Source organism: Methylobacterium mesophilicum SR1.6/6 (assembly GCF_000364445.2).
In the GTDB taxonomy this organism is placed as follows: Bacteria; Pseudomonadota; Alphaproteobacteria; order Rhizobiales; family Beijerinckiaceae; genus Methylobacterium; species Methylobacterium mesophilicum_A.
Window position 1 is genome coordinate 4,970,701 of the sequence record NZ_CP043538.1, and the last position, 18,152, is coordinate 4,988,852.

Here is an 18,152-nt window from a genome sequence, read left to right on the forward strand (position 1 = left end):
CAGCGTAAATATCGATCTTCAGACTGATCTATGATACCATGCTTGGCAGTTTCAGCGGATCTGAAATCCGAGAAAACAGTCTAAGTTTGGAAGCATCGGACGAACATCTATTTCCCGGCCCGCCGTAGGCGGCGCACCGCACGCAACAGTCTCAGCCGCGGCGCCATCGAGACTGCGACGGCGAGGCCGGGACCAACCCGGAAGACAGGACGACGCGTATGAGCCGACTCACGGAGCTTGAAGACGACCCCGCCTTCCGGGAGGCGGTGCTTGCGGTGCGGGGCGCGGCCAGCACGTTGAGCGGCCGGGCCGTCACGGTGGAGGAGGCCCGCTTCCTGGTGGGAATCGCCCTGACGACCTTCGCCCATGCCGGCGGCCTGAACGAACCGAGCCGCAGCCGACTGGCCCGTTTCTCGGAGACGCTGGAACAGGGCACGGTCGTCGAGTCATTGACGAAGCACTGAGCCCTGCGTCACGGCCCGAAGCGTCCCGGGATGTAACGCTCGGGACGACCGTGCCGCGTCCGGCCCCGCCACCTACCCGGCTTCCGTCATGGCGGCGCGCAGCACGCTCTGGAGATCCTTCAACACGGCTTCGCGATCCTGCTCGCGCAGCGCCAGGTTCAGGCCTGCGGTCACGTGCTGGCCGATGATGAGCAGCCCGACCTCGCGCAAAGCGGCTGTCGCCGCGCGGATCTGCTGGATCTCGTCGAGACAATGCCGGTCCGTCTCGATCATTGCCCGGAGGCCGCGCACCTGCCCCTCGATCCGCCCGAGCCGCCGGATCAGCGGCATGCGCTCCTCCTCGGTCCGGGCGAGGCAGACACGACCTTCGACGACTGTGCCGCTTGTCACCGCTCGACCCCCTCTCTGTTCGGCGCCGCCGCCTCGGGCCGTCGATGGCGCCGGCAGGAAGGTCCGGAAGAGGTGGTGCTCCGGCCGAGCCGGAGCACCGGTCCGTCAGCCGATCTGCTGGGACTGGGCGCCGCTGTCGGGCCGCGCCGGGCCGAGCACCGGCTCCTCGCCCATCGGCTGGTTCTGGACGACGCTGTACTCGCCCTTGCCGTCGAGGGACGGACCCTGCGTCCAGCGCCCGGCCGGGGGCGGCGAGCCGTCCGCCGACGTCGAGAAGAAGTTGTAGTTGAACTTCTGGTTCTCTTCGCTCTGCGGGAAGGAATTCGGGATCGGCAGCGTGCCGGCGTGACCCCCGAGTTCCTCGATCACCGCCAGCCATTGCTGCTGGTGCATCGTGTCGCGGGCGATGAGGAAGCTCCACATGTCGCGCATGCCGGGATCGTTCGTGGCGTTATACAGGCGCACCGCCAGGACGCGGCCGGTGCTCTCCGCGGCGACGTTGCAGTACATGTCGGCAGCGATGTTGCCGCTGGCGTAGATGTGGCTCATGTCGAAGGGCAGGCCGTCGGAATTGCCCGGGAAGGCCGCCATGCCGGTGGACAGCAACGTCTTGTGCAGCATGCCCTCGGCGATGTGGCGCGGGTTCTCGCCGCCCATCACGGCCCCGACGATCGCGTCGGCGGCCCCGGCCTCCTGCACCTTGGTCGGCGCGGTCTCGAGGTTCATCGCCACGGCGGTGGCCAGCATCTCGATATGGCCGATCTCCTCGGTGGCCGTATTGAGCAGCATGTCGCGGTACTTGGTGGTGGGCGCACGGTTGCCCCACGCCTGGAAGAAATACTGGAACGCGACCCGGATCTCGCCCTCAATACCGCCGATCGCCTGCTGGAGCATGCGGGCATAGATCGGGTCCGGACTGTCGACCTTGACGGGATACTGCAGTCGCTTGTCGTGATAGTACATGATGTCGGTCCCTCGCGAGAGGCACGGCGCGCTCAAGCCCACCGCACGATCGGCCGCTGAGCCCGTACTCCATGGGAGCATCAGGCCTTGCTCCCTGTTCAACCCCGCCTCACGATGACGGTTCGGTCGATCAGCCTATTTAGAACGATCTGGACGCGGTGGGTTGGATTTTTACCCGATAAATCAATGCTCTTGCGCGTTGAATTTTGATTTTTCCGTGTCCTCGCCGCACGCTCAAATCGATATCACAGGTTGATGCACACAGATATATGTTAGGATTTTACCGCACGGCGCCTTCTCGACCGACTTTAACTTAGATTGCCACGACACAGCGTCCCGTCGTTCATGCGCCACGGCGGAACCGACGAGCACTTGGGAGCCGATGCGCGGAACGGCCAGCGCAGCCACGATCCGGACACACGCGGTCTCGGTCAAGCTTTCAAAGTATTTTGCGAAACAATCGTGCATCAAGCCCTGCATGGAACGCATGTACGGTGGCGTACACATTGATTAATACCGGAGTTGCACGGCGCATAACACGTCCAAAGGAATTGTACCTGGAGATACGCCGATTTTCATTGGGCTCATGCCCCGGATTGGTGGCTCGCCAACGGCTTGGAGTCCATCGATGCTCACCGTCCAGACCGCCGACTTGGCAGACTTCCTGACGGCCCGCCCGATCGAGCCGGAGAGTTTCGCAAAACTTCACGGCCTCCCGGCGCGGGAACGCACGATCCCGAAGCAGCACGACGTGCTGCCGCCCGACACCGACCCGGCGAGCGCCCAGCTCCTGCTGGCCGGCTACGCGGGTCGCTACCGCATGCTGCGGGACGGCCGCCGGCAGATCACCGCCATCCTGGTACCGGGCGACCTCTGCGATCCGGGGGCGGTCCTCGCGCGTCGCTCCGATTACGCCGTCACCGCGCTGACCCGCTGCACGGTGGGAGAGATTCCCCTGTCGCGGATCGCAGTCCTTGATCGCCGCGATCTCGCCGTCGCCCTGGGACACCGCCTGCGCCGCGACGAGGCCATCGCCCGCGAATGGATCGTCTGCCTGGGCCGGCGTTCCGGGATCGAACGGATGGCGCACCTCCTGTGCGAGTTGCGCTGGCGGCTCGCGGTCATGGGGCTCGCCACGGAGAACGGCTTCGAGATGCGCATCACGCAGAACGATCTCGCCGACGCCCTCGGCCTCACCCCGGTGCACGTCAACAGGGTTCTCAAATGCCTGCGCGACGGCCAGCTCATCCAGCTGAAGGGGGGCGCCTGACCCTGCTCGACCGCCCCCGCCTGGAACGCCTGGCGCAGTTCGATCCGGCCTATCTGGAGATCGGAGCGGAGCTCGTCTGACCAAGCCTGCCCCCCGGGCAGGGCCGCGACCACGCGGCCGCGCATCCTCCGGATCGACCGTCGATCGACCCCGCGCCGATCCGGACACCATCCTGCAGGAGCGGGTCCTGAAGGTCGCTCTCGTCGGAGCCGGAGGTTCCGCCCGGCGGTTACAGGAGTCCGGTTCGCCGGGCCAGCATCACGCCGAAGGCGAGGCAGGCGGCGAGGCTGACCGCCAGCATGGCGACGTTCGTCCAGAACCGGACCGGCCGGCTGGAGCCGTCGATCCCGCTGGCGCGCAACCGCACCCACGGCACGTAGAGGTAGAGCGCGATCACGGTCAGGATCAGGAACGCGAAGGTGGCGACCCGCCCTGTGCCGAGGGCGGCCAGAGCCAGCGCGGCCCATCCGAGGACGAGGCCCAGCATGGTGAACAGGGCTGTCGAGTTCACGGTCGTACGATTCCTTCGGCGGCAGGACGGTGTGCGACAGGTCCCGTCACGATGTCCCCGGCCTCGGCCGCGGCTACGATCAGATCGGAGACGATCCGGCTGCGGCGCGGGAGGCTGGAACGCTCGACCTTCTTCTTGCCCATCACGGATATTCGGAATCCTGCCTGTTCCAGGCCTTCCCCGACCTTGTCCATCCGATTGTTCGACCCCGCTTCTTCTATACGCGGGGTGGCGACTCGACCAGAACCGGCATGCGATGAGGCCGGGGCGACGGCACGCAGCTTCGCCTCCGTCGGCTCGCGATCGTCAGGCTTGGCCGGGAAACACGCGCGAGACAGTGAGGCCGCATCATCGTTGCATGACGCTACCAGCAGCACAAATTCTCGGAGTCACGGCGTGCGCCGCGGCCGCATCGATCATCTACCTGATGAGCCTCGTGCACGCCGTCCGATCGGAGGGCGGCTGTCGGCGCGGCGAATGAAGCCGCCGACCCGACCGTGACGAGCGTCTGACCGGATCGACGGACACGACGACGCCGGCCCAACACGCCTCATGGGGCGCGACGGGGCGCGATGGGTCGCGGGCGAGACACGGTCGCCTCGCCGCAGTCTGGTCATCCGGCGTTCGGCCTCGCCCGCGTCGGCTGTTCCGGACTCTCCGTCCCGACGCCATCGGCGGGCCAGCCGCGTTCAGGCGTGCACCGGCGCGCCGGGCCGCCTTGTTGAAGCGCGCGGGCGACGCTTCCGCGCTGCCGGCGCAGGCTCCTCATCCGGAAGCAGATCCGTGAACGGTACGGTGAAGAGCAGGCGGTGGTCGGCATCCGCCACGGCGAACCGGTAGCTTTTGAGCTGCGGGTTGCGCTCACAGTCGCCGGCCGAGGTAAAGCCCGCGCCGTGGCGTGCGAGCGCCAGGGCGGCGGTGTCATCGGAGCAGTCCAGACCCTGATAATCCAGACAAACCACCCCACGCGGCGATTGCACGTCGAAGAAGTAGTGCGGCACGGGTTTCCTCCGCGCCCCCTGGTCGATCGGCGTTGCCGGCATCTGTTCTTGTTGGGGGAAGTGTCGCACCGTTCGGTGCGCGTGTCATCAGCAGCGCGCGGATCCGGGATCGTCCTGCCGCAATGGCGTGTGTGGACGACCGGGACGCCCGTCGCGATTTCAGCCGACCGGCAGCCCGGTCCCTCTGCAGGGCGGCCCTGGCCGCCGTCGGACCATCGCCGCGTCAGCTGACACCGCGCTATCAAGAGGAGCGTCAGAACACGGCGTGGTCGCCACGCTCGGCGACCGCCTCGCCGCGGATCACGCGCGCGTAGTAGTCGAACAGCGTTTCCGATCCCGTCGCCGGGGTGGCGTGCGCGTCGTACTGCCCGGTCGCCGGGTTCAGCACGAGCATGGACTCGGTCGCGTAGTAGCGGCCGATCCGCGCGAGTTCGGCCTTGGCCGCCAGGGCCGGCACCCACCGTCCGATCGCCGCCAGAACGATGACGATCACATCGAGCAGCCTCACCGGGACGTGCGTGAAGCGCGGTTCGCGCCCGAGCAGGGCGAAGAGCCGCTCGCCCTGCGCCTTCGGGGTGATCGCCTCCCCCGGTCCGCCGATCGGCAGCACGCGGTTGCGCCGCTCCTCGTCGTCGAGGCACGCCGCGAGGTAGCGGCCCAGATCGTCGTCACTGATCGGCTTGCAGGCTGTCAGGGTTCCATCGCCGAAGACCAGGAACGGCTTGCCGCGCTTCAGGCGCTCGATCTGCCCCGAGAGCGATTTGAAGAAGGCCGTCGGCCGAACGATCGTGTAGTCGAGCCCGGACTCGGTCAGCACCGTCTCGAAGGCAAGCTTGGCCCGCTGGAAGGCCAGGATCGGCTTCTGGACGCAGATCGCCGAGAGGAGCACGACGTGCGTCACACCGGCTGCCCGGCACGCGTGCAGGGCGCTGACCTGCGCAGCGTAATCGATCGCCCAGGCGTCGTCGGGCAATCCGGTGCGCGACGCGAGGCACGACACCAGGACGTCGAACGCCTCGCCGCGGACGCCGTCGCGCGCCAGGGACAGCGGGTCGGTCAGATCCACGATCCGTTCAGTCGCGCCGGCCGGGAGAGCGGTGTCGGCGGAGCGTCTGACGAGGCAGACGACCGCATGACCGCGTGACACCAGCGCCCGCACGGTCGCCCGGCCGATCGTGCCGGTCGCCCCCAGAACGAGGACGCGGCGCGGTCCTGCGCCGACCTGCCGGCCCTTGGCCATGGTCACCTCATCCCAACCCGTCGCCATCCTAGCGCGACGGCGACGCTTGCGCTGCCCGGGCGTCCGGCAGACGCTGCAGAGTCCCGAGTGCCCGAGGATTGCACGAGCGGGCGGACCGACGCTGTGCGGACGGTCTCATCAGACATGCGCATCGCAGCCGGACATGAGGCGCGCCGTGCCCGACGCGACCGACGACAGGCGTGACCGCTCCTGGACCAAGGGCCTCGAACCGTCGTCTCCTGCATCCCGGCCCCTGCATCCGGGGCCATGACGGCCGGGCCTGCGCCACCGTTGCGCGCTGGGTTGACCGAAGATCCTCGATTGAGGGCTCAGGACAACAAGCCGTCCGCTAGATCATGGATTGAGGTGAGGAAAACTGGTGCTGCGAGAGAGGATTGAACTCTCGACCTCTTCATTACCAATGAAGTGCTCTACCACTGAGCTACCGCAGCAGGTGACCAGGGCGCCCCGAGAGGGGCGTGTCCGTCCGGCCGAGTGGGGCCATAACGGATCGTCGCCGCGTTGGCAACGCCGCGATGCGCATCCACACGCGCTTTACGTGCGGCAGGCCGCGCGGATGATGGCGGCGAGGCCCGGCTCCGAGACCGCCTCGGCGGCCTCGGCGGGCGTGAACCAGCGCAGCTCGCGCTGGTGCTCCTCCGGGAAGTGCTTGAGCTGCTTGCGCACCTTGAGCGGGAAGACCTTCACCTGGCACAGGACGGCGTCGAGGTTCTTCAGGCGCTTCTGGTAGAGGTAGTGGCCGATCGGTCGCTTGCCGACCGCGCCGCGCAGGCCCGCCTCCTCGAAGGCCTCGCGGGCGGCCGCCTGGAACGGCTTGCGGCCCTTCATCGGCCAGCCCTTGGGGATGACCCAGCGGCGGCTCTCCCGCGACGTCACCAGCAGGACCTTCAGCGTCCCGTCCCGGCCGAGCCGGAACGGCAGCGCGCCGACCTGCCGCCGCGGCTCGCCGTCGTCGTCGGGGATCATCACGGCCGCACCGCGCGGCGGCTGATCCAGGCCGGACCCGATCGGGCCCGGCGCCTTTCCGGAGCATGAGCAGGGAGGCGGATGATCAAGTCCTCGGTCGGCGTCGTCTGGCGCAAGCTACACGGTGAAGCCGAACCAACAACTATCGATAACCGAACACTGTGACACGAACAGGAGTTTTCCGGTCCCGAAGGTGCCGGAAACGCGCGCATCACCGCAGGACCGCCCGGCGTCGGGCGGCGGTCACCCGGTCCTGCGCACGGCCTGCCCGCCGCCGGAGGGCGGCAGGGCCGCCGCCGCCATCCCGGCCGAGATGGGATCGGTCCCGGCGGCAGCCTTGTCGCCCGGCTTAACCTCTGCAGCGGACGGGGCGATGACCGGAAGCGGCGCGGCCGGGCTCCCACCCTTCGGCGGCGCGGTCTCGACCGGACCGGCCGGGACCAGAACAGCGTCGGCCGCGTCGGGCTCCGGCTCGACGGCGGTCTCGGGGGCCGCCAGGGTGCTCGGCGGCGCGCGCCACTCGAAGGCGTCGAGACGCCCGGTGACCGGCGAGACCGGGGCCCAGGTCTCGGAGGCGACGTTGTCGGCGATCCAGAGGGCATCGCGCGGCGCGCGCGCGGCGCGGGCGAGCCATTCGCGGGCCTGCCCGGACGCGGCGCCGTGCTCGGCCTCCTCGATCGCCGCCATCAGCAGGCAGGCGCGGGCGGTCGGCCGATCGGCGAGCAGAGGCTTCACGGCCTCCCGGGCCCGCTTGTAATCCCGCGCGTCGAGGGCGGCCTGCCCCAGGGCGAGGCGGGATTCTGGATGCCAGACCGACAGCTTGGCCAGCACCTCGGCCCGGGCGAGGCGGTCGCGGACCGAATCGCCGGTGCGCAGGCCGAGATAGGTCTTGGCGAGATCGGGATGCGGATTGGCCTTCCAGGCTGCCTCCACGATCCGGGCCGCCTTCTTGACGTCGCCGCGGCGGGCGAGGAGGCGGCCGGCGATGCAGGCGGCCGGCACGAGGTCCGGGGCCAGCTTGACCGCCTGCAGCGCGCGCTCCGTGGCGAGTTCGGGCTCTCCGGCCTCGCGCTCGCCGGCGATCGCCGTCAGCAGCACGGCCCTCTGACGCCGGGCGCTGGCCTTGTCGATCAGGCCGAGCGAGGAGCGCCGCTCGATGGTCTCAAGGGCTGCGCCCCAGTCGCCGTCGGCACTCTGCGCTTCCAGGAGCGCCTCGTTGGCCCAGGTGACGCTCGGGGCGAGGCGGGCGGCCTCGCTGGCGTAGGCGCGGGCGGCGGTCTCGTCCTCGCGCCGCCGGGCCTCCACGAACAGGCCGCGCAGGCCCAGCACCCGCGTCTCCGGGTCGTCGACCATGCGCTGGAAGGCGCTCTCGGCGGCATCCCGGTCACCCGAGATCTGCGCCGCCTGCGCCTTGAGCAACAGGGTCAGGGGCTCGGTGCCGAGGAGCCGCTCGGCATCGCCCGCGAAGCGGCGGGCCGCCAGGGGATCGCCCGAGCCCACCGCCACCATGCCGCGGGACAGGGCCGAGAGGCCCTTGGCGCGGCGGCGCTCGGCGGAGCCCCGGACCAGCACCTCGGGCAGACCGATGACGCCGCGCACGATCGCCCACAGCACGCCAAGGACGATCGCTGCGGCGATCACGCCGACGAGGGCGACCGCCAGACTGGTGCCGATCTGATAGCCGTTCCAGACGACGGTGACGGTGCCGGGCCTGTCGGCGATCCAGACCGCCCCGAAGGCGGCGAGTGCGAGCAGGGCCAGGAAGGCGAGGGCGCGCCACATGGGGTCAGTATCTCCTGTCGGCGGCCGGCGGGCGACCGCCGCTGGGTGCGGGAGGGGCGGAGCGCCGATGCGTCCGCCCGGAGAGATCGCGGCCGCGCAGCGCGCGGATCGGGGCCGTCACCGTCTCAGCGGCCGGCGGCCGCGGCCGGGGTCGGCAGCGCCTTGAAGGCGCCGTCGAGCAGCGTCCGCGCCGCGGTCTCGGCGTCGGCCCGCGCCTTGAGCTTGGCGCCGAAATCGCCAGCCTGCTCCCGCGCCTCGGCCGGCAGCGCCGCGAAGGCGGTCGCGGCCGCCGGGAGGTCGCCGCGGTCGAGGGCCGCCTGGACCTTGGCGGCCGGATCGTCCGACGCCTCCGGCGCCGCCGGGGCATCGACCTTGCGCACCTGAACGAGCCCGTCGGCCATGCTGAGGAGCTTGGTGCGGAAGTCGCCGGTCTCGGCCGCAGTCTTGGCGCGCTGCGCCTGTCTCTGGGCGGCGATGCGCTCGGCGATCGGCTGGAAATCGTCGGCCAGCCGGGACGCCGTGGGGGCGCCGGTCTCGGCGAAGGGGGCGAGCGCCTGGGCCTGCGCGTCGGTATCCGGATCGAGCTTGCGCAGGGTCGCCAGCGGCTCCGCGAAGGGCATCCCGGATTCCAGGGCCGCCGCCACGCGGTCGGTCACGACGACCCGGAGGGCGGCCTGGACCGTACCGGCCTCGGCGCGCTGCGCCACGCTCTTGTCGAGCGCCGCGATCTTGTCGGCCTGCTCCTGGAGGCGCCGGTCGACGGCCTTCGCAGCCTCAGCGGCCTGGGTCTGACCGGCCTCGGCGGCGGTGCGGCTGGCCTGGGTCGCGGCCTGCACCGCCTCGGTGGCGGCCTTCACCCGTTCGTCGAGGGCCTGCTGCAGCGAATCGAGGCGCTGGCCCAGGGCCGCGTCGGCCTCGGCATTGGCCTTGGTCTTCTGATCCACCGTGCTCTGCAGCGCGGCGAGCTTCTGCGAGGCGTCGTCGGAGGCGCCCTTGTTGGCGCCGCTCGCCTCGACGGCCTTCAGGCGCGCCTCAAGATCGGCGAGCTGCTTGCCGCTCTCCTGGACCGCGTTGAGCTTGGAACCGGCGGCCTGGTCGCGGCCGGGTTCCTGGCCCGGCTCCTCCTGCAGGGCGGCCACGCGCTGGTCGAGGCTGTCGAGGCGCGCGATCAAGTCCGCCGGAACGGCGGGCGCCTGACCCGAGGCGGACCCGTCCGGCGCGGCCGCAGCCGGAGCGGGGGCGCCGGCGGCCTTGTCCAGCGCCTGCTTGGCGCTCGACTCGGCGGCGGCGACCCGCTTGTCGAGGGCGGTCAGCGCATCGCGCGAGGGGAGCCCGTCGAAGCGTTTGTCGAGGGCCGCGATCTGGCCCGAGAGCTTCTGGTCGAGGGCGTCGAGGCGCGGATCCGGTCCGATGCCGGCCTTCTCGGCGCCGAACAGCAGGCCCGCGCCGATCACTCCGCCGAGCAAGCCGGCGGCCGCGAGGGAGCCGAAGCCGGCCCGGGCCCGGCCGGGGGCGGCCGCCCCGCGCGTCGCGCTGTCGGCCGCGGCCGGGATCGGCCCCCTCGGCGGCTCCTTCCTGTCCGCCGCAGAGTCCTTGGCCGAGTCCTTGGCCGGGTCCTTGGCCGCGTCCTTGGGAGGCTCCTTCCCGGAGGTCGGAGAATCCGGGATGCGCTTGGCCTTCATGTCGATGATCGGCCCCGCCGTCACCGCACCGGCCGCCACCGTGCCGGCGGCGCCCGAGGCCGGTCCGCCTGGACGGGCCCCGGTTTGAGGCCCTGGGCCAGTCTGGCCCGCCTTCGGAGGCTCGGCCTTCGGATCCGACGTGCCGGGCCCCGCCTTCGCGCCGAAAGCCGACGATGCGGCGGAGGCCGTCGGGGATGCGGTTGTCGAGGATGAGGCGGTCGTCGAGGATGAGGCCGTCGCGTCCGTCCTGGCCGTCGGCCCCGACGAGCCCGTGAGACCGGTCTTCGGCGGCTCCGTCTTCGTTTCGGTCTTGGCGGGCTCGGCTTTGATGCCGTCCGGCTTGATGGCGGCCGGCTGGGCAGCCGGCGCGGCCGACGGCCTCGGGCCGCTGGCGTTGGCACCCGGCCTTCCGGCGTCCGGCCGCGCGTCAGACGTGCCGGGCTTGGCGGCGACCACCGGATCGGTCGCCGGCCGGGGCGGCGTCCCGGATCCTTGCCCAGATCCTTGCCCGGATCCCTGCGGCGCATTCGCGGCTGGACCGGGTGTGCCGGGCTTCCCGCCGCCGGTCGCGGCCGACGACGTGGGCGCCGACGACGTGGACGCCGACGACGTGGACGCCGTGGCGCCGGCCGGTCGGGCCATGGTCCCGGACGGGTTGGGTTGGCCGGGCTTCCCGGGCGCGGGATCGGGCTTCCGGCCGCCGGATCCGGGCTTGTCGACGTCGCTGGGCGGTGGCGTCACGGGCAAGTCCTCCAACTTTTCGGCGTCGCCGCGTCCCCCTAGCATCGCGGCGGCGCCGAGCGCGAGGGCGAGATACGGCGGCTCGCGCTCCCTGTCACCGCACCCTTAGAGGGGGTGCGGCCCGAGAGCGTCGAGCAGTTCCGCTTCGCGCGGGCGGGCCGCGACGAAATGGACCGGGACGCCGGCCGCTTCCAGGGCCGCGGCGACATCCACCGATAGGCAGTAATGCCTCAACCCGCGGAAAGCTCCGCCGTGACCTGCGGCTTCCGCCAACGCCAGGGCGACGGCGGCGCTGCGCCGGGAGTAGTGGAGGGCGGCCTCGAGGCGTCCGCCGGCCAGGGCGCCGTCGACGGCGTCCGGCAACCGGGACAGTGCCTCCGCCGCGTAGGCCACGAGGGTCGCGACCCGGAAGCCGGCCGCCGTCAGCGTCGCCGCCGGTTCGTCCTTGCGCTCGGCTCCGGCGGCGTGGAGCAGGCGCGCCCCGGGCGGAAGCGTATCGGCCACCAGGGCGGCAAGCCCGGAGCCCTCCCCCGGACCCTCCCGCACGGGGCCGAGCCCGGCCCGGGCCGCCAGGGCGGCCGTCCGGGCGCCGACGGCGAAGACCGGCAGGCCGCGCAGCGCCGGTTCGTCCTGCAGGACCGGCACCGCGTTGGCGCTGGTGAGGAGCAGCGCGTCGAAGGGGCCGGCGGGCGGGGCGGCACCAGTGGGCCGCACCACCAGGACCGGGGCGATCAGGGGCGCGTGGCCCCGCGCCGCGAGGGCGGCGCCGGAGCGCGTCGCACCGGGCTCGGGCCGCGCGACCCAGACGTGCAAGACCTCAGCCTTCCAGCGTCAGGCGCACGCCGTGGCGCGCCTCGGCACCCGGGGCGAGCAGGCGCTGCGAATCGCGCTCGGCGAGCGGGCCGGCGAAATCCGCCCAGTCGGCGTAGCCGGTCCAGCATTCGAGCGACAGGAACGGCGCCGTCGGCTTGGTCCAGACGGCGAGGTGCGGGAAATCCGCCATCTCCATGCGGATCGCCTTTCCGGGCCCGGTAAAGCGCATCCGGCGGCTGCGGGCGTTCCGGAACACGAAGGCCTCGGTGAAGAGCGCCGGATCGAGGGGCAGGGTGTCGCCGGCGAGCGGGATCGGCTGCTCGTCGCGCAGCAGCAGGCCGCCGGGGCCGACCTGCGGGGCGAACGGGCGCTCCGCGTGCTCGAACGCCACCGCGTAGCCGCCGTCCCGGGCGCGCGTGCCGCCCGCGAACGGCCAGGGGAAGGCCGGATGGAACCCGAGCGCGTAGGGCAGGGGGCCATCCCCGGTATTGGCCACGGTCACGTCGAGATCGAGGCCGGCCGGGCGGACCCGGGCGGCGACGTCGAGGCGGAAGGCGAAGGGATAATGCGCCCGGCTCTCGGGCCCGTCGGTGAGGCGCAGCGTCACCGCGTCGGCGCTCTGCGCGACCACCCGGAACGGCAGGTCGCGGGCGAAGCCGTGCTGGCCCATCGGGTAGCTGTCGGACCCGACCCGCACCTGCCCGCCCGCCGAGGCGCCGACCACCGGGAAGAGCCAGGGGGCGTGGCGGTTCCAGTGCGCCGGGTCGCCGCTCCAGAGGTACTCGGCCCCGCCGACCCGCCAGGAGACCGGCTCGGCCCCGTGCGTGACGAGCGCGGCCGTGGTGCCGTCCGGGGCGGTCAGGTCGATGCGCGCGCTCACAGGTTCCTCCCGGTCCTCTCGATGAGCCGAGGTAACGGAGGCAGGGCGGGGGGCAAGGGGCCACGCATCAGGCCGCTCATCAGGCCGCTCATCGCGCCGATTCACGCCGCCGTGCCGAGCCCCGGCAGAACCACCGCGGGCGGCCCGGAGGCCACGAGCCGCCCCGCCTCCAGCACGTGGACCGCGTCGGCGGCCTCCAGCGTCGAGAGGCGGTGGGCGATCAGGATCAGGGTCCGCCGGCCCGCCAGCGCCTGGAGCGCCCGCATCACGGCCCCTTGCGTCTCCTCGTCGAGGGCCGAGGTCGCCTCGTCGAACACGATCACGTCCGGATCGTGGTAGAGCGCCCGGGCGATGCCGAGGCGCTGGCGCTGTCCACCCGAGAGGCGCGCCCCGCGCTCGCCGACCCGCGCGCCGTAGCCGTGCGGCAGCGCCGTGACGAAGTCGTGGGCGCCCGCCAGCCGCGCCGCGCGCTCGACGGCGGCGCGATCCGGCGCGTCGATCCCGAGGGCGATGTTCTCCGCCACCGTGCCGTCCACCAGGAACACGTCCTGCGGCACGTAGCCGATGCGGTTCTGCCAAGCCGGCAGCGTCCCGGGATCGAGGGGGCATCCGTCCACGGTGATCCGCCCCGCGCCCGGGCTCAGGACCCCGAGGATCAGGCCGGCGAGCGTCGACTTGCCCGAGCCCGTCCGGCCGGCGAGCCCGACCGTGGTGTGGACGGGGATTGTCAGATCGATGCCGGAGAGGGCCGGCCGGCCGGTGCCGTAGTCGAAGCCGATCCCTTCGAGCCGGATCTCCCGCGCGAAGGGCAGGCGTTCCGCGGTGCGGGGCAGGGAGGTGCGCTCGTCGGCGAGTTCGTCGACGATCACCCGCACCGCCGGCAGGGTGAAGCGCATCAGCGCCACCGAGGTGAAGATGTTCTGGAAGGCCGGCAGCATGCGGTAGCCCGCGAAGGCGAACAGGCCGAGCAGCGGCAGGATCCCGGCGACGTCCAGCCCCTGGGCCAGCGCGAACAGCACCACCACGATCACGCCGCCGAAGGCGAGGGCCTCGATCACGAAGCGCGGCATCTGGCCGGTGAGCAGGCTCGCCGCCGTGGCGACCGCGTAGGCGCGGGCCGGGGCGTCGAACCGGCCCGCGAAGGCCTCGGCCCGGCCGTAGAGCTTGAGTTCGGTGAGCGCCCCGAAGGTCTCCTGGACGATCCGGAAGCGGGCCTCGTTGTCGGCGACCGTGCGCGCCCCCAGCCGCGCGAGCCGCGCCCGCATCACGAGGTAGATCCCGACATAGAGCCCGCCGAAGCCGCCGCCGAGGATCAGCGCGAGCTGCGGCGCGTAGGCCAGCAGGAACGCGATCACCGCCAGCGCCGAGCTCGCCCGCGAGGCCAGCACGGTGGCCGGGGTGAGGGCGCCCACCACCAGCCGGTCGGTCTCGGAGAGCACGTTCTTGGCGAGCTCGGCGCTGTTGGCCCGCGTGAAGAACAGCCGCTCGCGGTCGAGGTAGCGGAACAGCAGGCGCCGGCTGAAGCCGTAGCCCGCCAGATGCGTGAACCGGAGCTGCGCGTAGGTCAGCCCGGCATTGACCAGCGCGGTGACGAGGATCGCCACCAGGGCGGCGGCGCCGGTCGCCAGCAGGAAGCCGCGCTCGTCGGTCAGCCCGAGGAGCGCCCGCGCCTGGACCAGGTAGGGGATGCGGGTCGCCGCCGACGGGTCGCCGACCAGCGTCAGGAACGGGATCACCGAGGCGACGCCCACCACCTCCAGAAGCGCCGCCACCGCCAGCCCGAGGGCGATGAGCGCCAGCCGCCGCCGGTCGGGCGCCCGCATGGCGCGGACGAGGTCGATCAGCGCACGCATCGGATCGAGGGGTGAGGCGGGACGGGTCGCATGGCCGGGCCGGGCTTAAGGGTGCCGTCCCGGCCTGTCCACGGCGGGCTCAGTCGAGCTTCCTGCGGGAGGCGAGATCCACGTCGCCGGTCTGGCTTGTGAAGGTCAGCGTCTTCGCGCCCCCATCCGCCTGCGCCACCCCGCCGATCCGGTGATCGCCGCTGTCGTAGGTCGAGACCTGACCGTCGCGCTCGATCAGCAGCCGGTTCTTGTCCGGGAAGACGGCGTATTTCATGCCGTTCTGGGCGCCGCTGGTGGAGGGTTCCCCGAGATTCTTCGGCCACCAGGGCTCCGCGCCCTTCATCGGTTCCATGGGCTTCATCGGCTCCATGGGCTTCATGGGTTTCATCGGCTCCACGGCACGCACTCCCGCCTCGCGAAAGACAGGAGGACGCGGCAGGGCGGGAAGGGTTGCATGGCGTCGAACCCGTCCCGGCCCGGATCACAGCATCGGCCGCTCGCGCACCTGACCGTCGAAGCCGACATGGAGCTGGCGTTCGCGCCCGTCCCGGTCCTTGGCGGCGACCTCCAGATGGCGCGGCCCGCGGCCGGTGATGCGCACGTCGCTGTAGCCGGCCGCCTGGACCGAGGCCGTCAGGCCCGCCAGATCGGGCTTCGGCCCGAGGCCGATCCGATCCTTCGCCCAGTCCAGGCTGCCCATCGGCGGGCCGCCGGCCGGCCCGAGCAGGTTGGTGCGCCCGTCCCCGTGGGTCAGGACCCGGGCGTGCAGGAAGCCGGTCTCGAACCGCCCCTGGACGGTCACGGTCTCGCCCTTGGCGACGAGACCGCCGCCCTCACCCTCGCGGCCGGTCTCCACCAGGGCCCGGCCGGTCCCGTCCTGGACCACGAACTTGTTGCCGAAGATCTCGGCGACCTCGCCCTTGACGGCGGTCGCCCCGGAGGGGGCCAGGGCCTGGATCGCCACGGGCGCCACGGGCGTCGGCTGGAACGCCGTGCCCTGGGCCAGGGACAGGCCCACGGCGCCGAGCAGCAGTGGGGCCGCCACCGCGCCCACCACCCAGGTCCGGCGGGGGATCGGGGGCCGCCGCGGACCGGCCGCATCAAGACCCGGCTCGGGGATCTCCCGGGCCGTGCCGTCGATGGTCTTGTCGTTCGTCGTCCTGTCGTCCGTCATGGTGTGTCGCCTCTGAAGGGTCCGGATCCGCTCGATCCGTGGCCCCTTGGTACGGCGGCGTCGCCAATCCGGTCTGAACCGCCCGGTTCAGGCCCGGTTAAACCCGGCCCCGTAGACCGCGTCCGGCGGAACCCGTGCCGCCTCAACGATTTGGCGGCAGGCGCTGAGGCAGGCCGGCAGATCGGCGCCCACGTGCCATGGGCTTAACAGGCGACGTGAAGACACAGCTATAAATTTCTCTTCAAGTTGGATTTTCCACGGTTTTTGTTGGGCACGGTGCGCTCCGGCGGGGTTCGATTCCCGGCTTCGAAGGCCGGGCGGGGGAGACGGGACGGGTGAAGATCCTGCTGGTGGAGGACGATGCGGCGCTGGCCGCCGAGGTGGCCAAGGTCCTGCGCGCGGAGAACTTCGTGCTCGACCAGGCCGCCACCGGCGAGGACGCCCAGCATCTCGGCGCGACGGAGGGCTACGACGCCGTCGTGCTCGACCTCGGCCTGCCGAAGGGCGACGGCGTCTCGGTGTTGCAGGCCTGGCGGGCGGCCGGTCGGACGCACCCGGTGCTGGTTCTCACCGCCCGGGACGGCTGGAGCGACAAAGTCGCGGCCTTCAAGGCCGGCGCGGACGATTACCTCGTCAAGCCGTTCCGCGTCGAGGAACTGGTGATCCGCCTGCGCGCCCTGGTGCGCCGGTCCCAGGGGGGCGGGGCGAGCCGGCTCGCCTGCGGTCCGCTGAGCTTCGATCCCGGGCTCGGGGCCTTCGAGCACGAGGGCCTGCCGCTCAGGCTCACCGGCCTCGAATGGCGGGTCCTGTCCTGCCTGATGCTCAACCGCGAGACGGTGGTGCCGCGCCTCCACCTGATCGAGCGGGTCTACGAGGGCGACGCCGACGTCGATTCGAACTCGGTGGAGGTGATCATCACGCGGCTGCGCCGGAAGATCGCCCCGGCCCGGATCGAGAGCGTGCGCGGCCACGGCTACCGCCTCCACGCGGACCCCGCCTGATGCCGGAGACGCCGCGCCGCTCGCTCCGCACCCGCCTGCTCGCCGCCGCCCTGGTGCTGGTGCTGGCGGCCCTGGTGGTTGCGGGCCTCGCCATCGGGGTGATCCTGCACCGGTTCGTGCGCGGGCAGCTCGACGGGCGGCTCGACGCCCAGATCGTCGCCCTGCGGGCCGGCCTGGAGGCCGGGATCCTGCCGGGAAGTCTCGACGCGCCGCCCTACGACCGGCCGGGGCCCGGCTGGGCCTGGGAGGTGCGCCGGGGGGCCGAGACCATCCGCTCCGGCTCCCTGGGCGGCGGCGACCTCCGCCTGGCCGATCCGGGGCCGGTGGACGATCCGGGCCGCCCGCACCCGGTCTCGGCCACCGGGCCGCGGGGCGAGCCCCTGGTCGCCCGGGTGCTCACCCTGCCTGGGCCGCAGCCGGCCACGATCGTGGTCGCGGCCCCCGAGGGCGAGCTGCGGGGGCCTTTGCGCGAGGCTCTGACCAGCCTCGCCCTGGCGCTCGGGATCCTCGGCCTCTGCCTCCTCGCCGGGCTGGCGTTCCAGGTGCGCCTCGGCCTCGCGCCGCTGAGACGCCTGCGCTCCGACCTCGCGGCGGTGCGCGCCGGCCGGCGCGAGCGGGTGCCGGCGGAGCAGCCCACGGAGATCGCGCCCGTCGTATCGGAACTCAACGCGCTGCTGGATCAGAACGCCCAGAACCTGGAGCGCGCCCGCGGCCACGTCGCCAACCTCGCCCACGCCCTGAAGACGCCGCTCGCCACCCTGTCGATGGCGCTGGCCGAGCCCGCCCGCGATCCGGACGGGGCGCTCCGCCGGCAGGTGGACGACATGGATCGGCGGGTGCGCCACCACCTGCGCCGGGCGCGGGCCGCCGCGCTGGCGGGCTCGGCGCGGGGCCGCACGCCGCTGGCGCCGCGGCTCTCCGACCTGCGCGCGGCGCTGGCGCGGCTCTACGCCGACAAGGGCGTGGCGATCGACCTCGCCGTGCCGGCGGATCTGTCCGTTTCCTGCGAGGGCCAGGATCTCGACGAGATGCTCGGCAACCTCGTGGACAATGCCTGCCGCTGGTGCCGCAGCCGGGTCCGGATCGCGGCCTCCGCCCGGGACGGCCGCGTGCAGGTGGACGTGGAGGACGACGGGCCGGGCCTCGACGCGCAGGCGGCCGCCGCCGTGATGGCGCGGGGCCGGCGCCTGGACGAGGGCGTGCCGGGCCACGGCTTCGGCCTGCCGATCACCCTGGAACTGGCCGAACTCTACGGCGGCGGGCTGAGCCTCGGGCGGTCGGATCTCGGCGGATTGCGGGCGGCGCTGGTCTTGCCGGCGTGATCCGGGACAACCGGAATTACCCGTTTCGCATCGCATCGCGCCGTGCGGCGGTCGAGGAGACGGGAGAGGTCGCGAGATGGGACCGGG

19 protein-coding genes and 1 tRNA gene are annotated in these 18,152 nt (G+C 72.1%); 5 read left to right on the forward strand and 15 right to left on the reverse strand.

What is annotated here, in order from left to right; translation table 11 throughout:
* Window positions 1-218 precede the first annotated feature (218 nt).
* On the forward strand, window positions 219-464 hold the full coding sequence (locus tag MMSR116_RS23535) for a hypothetical protein (RefSeq protein WP_010686040.1): 246 nt from the start codon (window positions 219-221) through the stop codon (window positions 462-464).
* A gap of 72 nt (window positions 465-536) precedes the next feature.
* Here MMSR116_RS23535 and MMSR116_RS23540 read toward each other — a convergent pair whose 3' ends face one another.
* Both MMSR116_RS23540 and MMSR116_RS23545 read right to left on the reverse strand, forming a co-directional pair.
* Window positions 537-794, reverse strand: coding sequence for a metal-sensitive transcriptional regulator (locus MMSR116_RS23540; RefSeq protein ID WP_010686039.1), 258 nt, complete (start codon window positions 792-794; stop codon window positions 537-539).
* A 165-nt stretch (window positions 795-959) separates the two neighbouring features.
* On the reverse strand, window positions 960-1,817 hold the full coding sequence (locus MMSR116_RS23545) for a manganese catalase family protein (protein WP_010686038.1): 858 nt from the start codon (window positions 1,815-1,817) through the stop codon (window positions 960-962).
* A 628-nt stretch (window positions 1,818-2,445) separates the two neighbouring features.
* Between MMSR116_RS23545 and MMSR116_RS23550 the strand changes: the two genes are divergently transcribed.
* Entirely contained in the window at window positions 2,446-3,087 is a 642-nt protein-coding gene (locus tag MMSR116_RS23550) for a Crp/Fnr family transcriptional regulator (RefSeq protein ID WP_244625521.1), read from the forward strand.
* Window positions 3,088-3,316: 229 nt separating this feature from the next.
* On the opposite strand, the gene MMSR116_RS23555 is transcribed toward MMSR116_RS23550, so the two are convergent.
* From MMSR116_RS23555 to MMSR116_RS23590, 8 genes are all read right to left on the reverse strand, one after another.
* Window positions 3,317-3,598 carry a hypothetical protein gene (locus tag MMSR116_RS23555; RefSeq protein ID WP_039894272.1) on the reverse strand — a complete coding sequence of 94 codons (282 nt, stop codon included), beginning with the start codon at window positions 3,596-3,598 and terminating at the stop codon, window positions 3,317-3,319.
* The gene (locus MMSR116_RS23560; protein ID WP_010686034.1) at window positions 3,595-3,792 is read right to left on the reverse strand and encodes a hypothetical protein; all 198 of its coding nucleotides are present in this window, start codon (window positions 3,790-3,792) and stop codon (window positions 3,595-3,597) included. Before MMSR116_RS23560 ends, MMSR116_RS23555 begins: the two co-directional genes overlap by 4 nt.
* A 495-nt stretch (window positions 3,793-4,287) precedes the next feature.
* Window positions 4,288-4,599 (reverse strand): DUF6894 family protein, encoded by a 312-nt coding sequence (locus MMSR116_RS23565; protein ID WP_010686033.1) that lies wholly within the window; start codon window positions 4,597-4,599, stop codon window positions 4,288-4,290.
* A gap of 253 nt (window positions 4,600-4,852) precedes the next feature.
* Window positions 4,853-5,839 carry an NAD(P)H-binding protein gene (locus MMSR116_RS23570; RefSeq protein WP_010686032.1) on the reverse strand — a complete coding sequence of 329 codons (987 nt, stop codon included), beginning with the start codon at window positions 5,837-5,839 and terminating at the stop codon, window positions 4,853-4,855.
* Window positions 5,840-6,216: 377 nt separating this feature from the next.
* A tRNA-Thr gene (locus MMSR116_RS23575) sits at window positions 6,217-6,291 on the reverse strand.
* 103 nt (window positions 6,292-6,394) lie between these two features.
* Window positions 6,395-6,826, reverse strand: a complete 432-nt coding sequence (locus MMSR116_RS23580) for an NUDIX hydrolase (RefSeq protein ID WP_010686031.1) — start codon at window positions 6,824-6,826, stop codon at window positions 6,395-6,397.
* Between the two features lie 243 nt (window positions 6,827-7,069).
* Entirely contained in the window at window positions 7,070-8,608 is a 1,539-nt protein-coding gene (locus MMSR116_RS23585) for a heme biosynthesis protein HemY (protein ID WP_010686030.1), read from the reverse strand.
* Between the two features lie 125 nt (window positions 8,609-8,733).
* Window positions 8,734-10,329 (reverse strand): hypothetical protein, encoded by a 1,596-nt coding sequence (locus tag MMSR116_RS23590; RefSeq protein ID WP_010686029.1) that lies wholly within the window; start codon window positions 10,327-10,329, stop codon window positions 8,734-8,736.
* Window positions 10,330-10,429: 100 nt separating this feature from the next.
* Here MMSR116_RS23590 and MMSR116_RS32025 point away from each other — a divergent pair, with 100 nt between their 5' ends.
* Window positions 10,430-11,140, forward strand: a complete 711-nt coding sequence (locus MMSR116_RS32025; RefSeq protein ID WP_244625522.1) for a hypothetical protein — start codon at window positions 10,430-10,432, stop codon at window positions 11,138-11,140.
* Here the strand turns inward: MMSR116_RS32025 and MMSR116_RS23595 are convergent.
* The 5 genes from MMSR116_RS23595 to MMSR116_RS23615 all read right to left on the reverse strand — a co-directional run bounded on the left by MMSR116_RS23595 (window position 11,137) and on the right by MMSR116_RS23615 (window position 15,742).
* Complete coding sequence (locus MMSR116_RS23595) at window positions 11,137-11,844, reverse strand: uroporphyrinogen-III synthase (protein ID WP_010686028.1); 708 nt, start codon at window positions 11,842-11,844, stop codon at window positions 11,137-11,139. The genes MMSR116_RS32025 and MMSR116_RS23595 overlap by 4 nt on opposite strands.
* 4 nt (window positions 11,845-11,848) lie before the next feature.
* Window positions 11,849-12,724, reverse strand: coding sequence for an aldose 1-epimerase family protein (locus MMSR116_RS23600; protein ID WP_010686027.1), 876 nt, complete (start codon window positions 12,722-12,724; stop codon window positions 11,849-11,851).
* A gap of 101 nt (window positions 12,725-12,825) precedes the next feature.
* A complete protein-coding gene (locus tag MMSR116_RS23605) occupies window positions 12,826-14,577 on the reverse strand; it encodes an ABC transporter ATP-binding protein (protein ID WP_010686026.1) in 1,752 nt (583 codons plus the stop codon).
* Between the two features lie 79 nt (window positions 14,578-14,656).
* A complete protein-coding gene (locus MMSR116_RS23610; protein WP_244625523.1) occupies window positions 14,657-14,947 on the reverse strand; it encodes a hypothetical protein in 291 nt (96 codons plus the stop codon).
* 102 nt (window positions 14,948-15,049) lie between these two features.
* Complete coding sequence (locus tag MMSR116_RS23615) at window positions 15,050-15,742, reverse strand: hypothetical protein (RefSeq protein WP_010686024.1); 693 nt, start codon at window positions 15,740-15,742, stop codon at window positions 15,050-15,052.
* A gap of 335 nt (window positions 15,743-16,077) precedes the next feature.
* Here MMSR116_RS23615 and MMSR116_RS23620 point away from each other — a divergent pair, with 335 nt between their 5' ends.
* Window positions 16,078-16,743, forward strand: a complete 666-nt coding sequence (locus MMSR116_RS23620) for a response regulator transcription factor (RefSeq protein ID WP_010686023.1) — start codon at window positions 16,078-16,080, stop codon at window positions 16,741-16,743.
* On the forward strand, window positions 16,743-18,065 hold the full coding sequence (locus MMSR116_RS23625) for a sensor histidine kinase (RefSeq protein ID WP_010686022.1): 1,323 nt from the start codon (window positions 16,743-16,745) through the stop codon (window positions 18,063-18,065). The genes MMSR116_RS23620 and MMSR116_RS23625 overlap by 1 nt, the downstream gene beginning before the upstream one ends.
* Window positions 18,066-18,152: the final 87 nt, after the last annotated feature.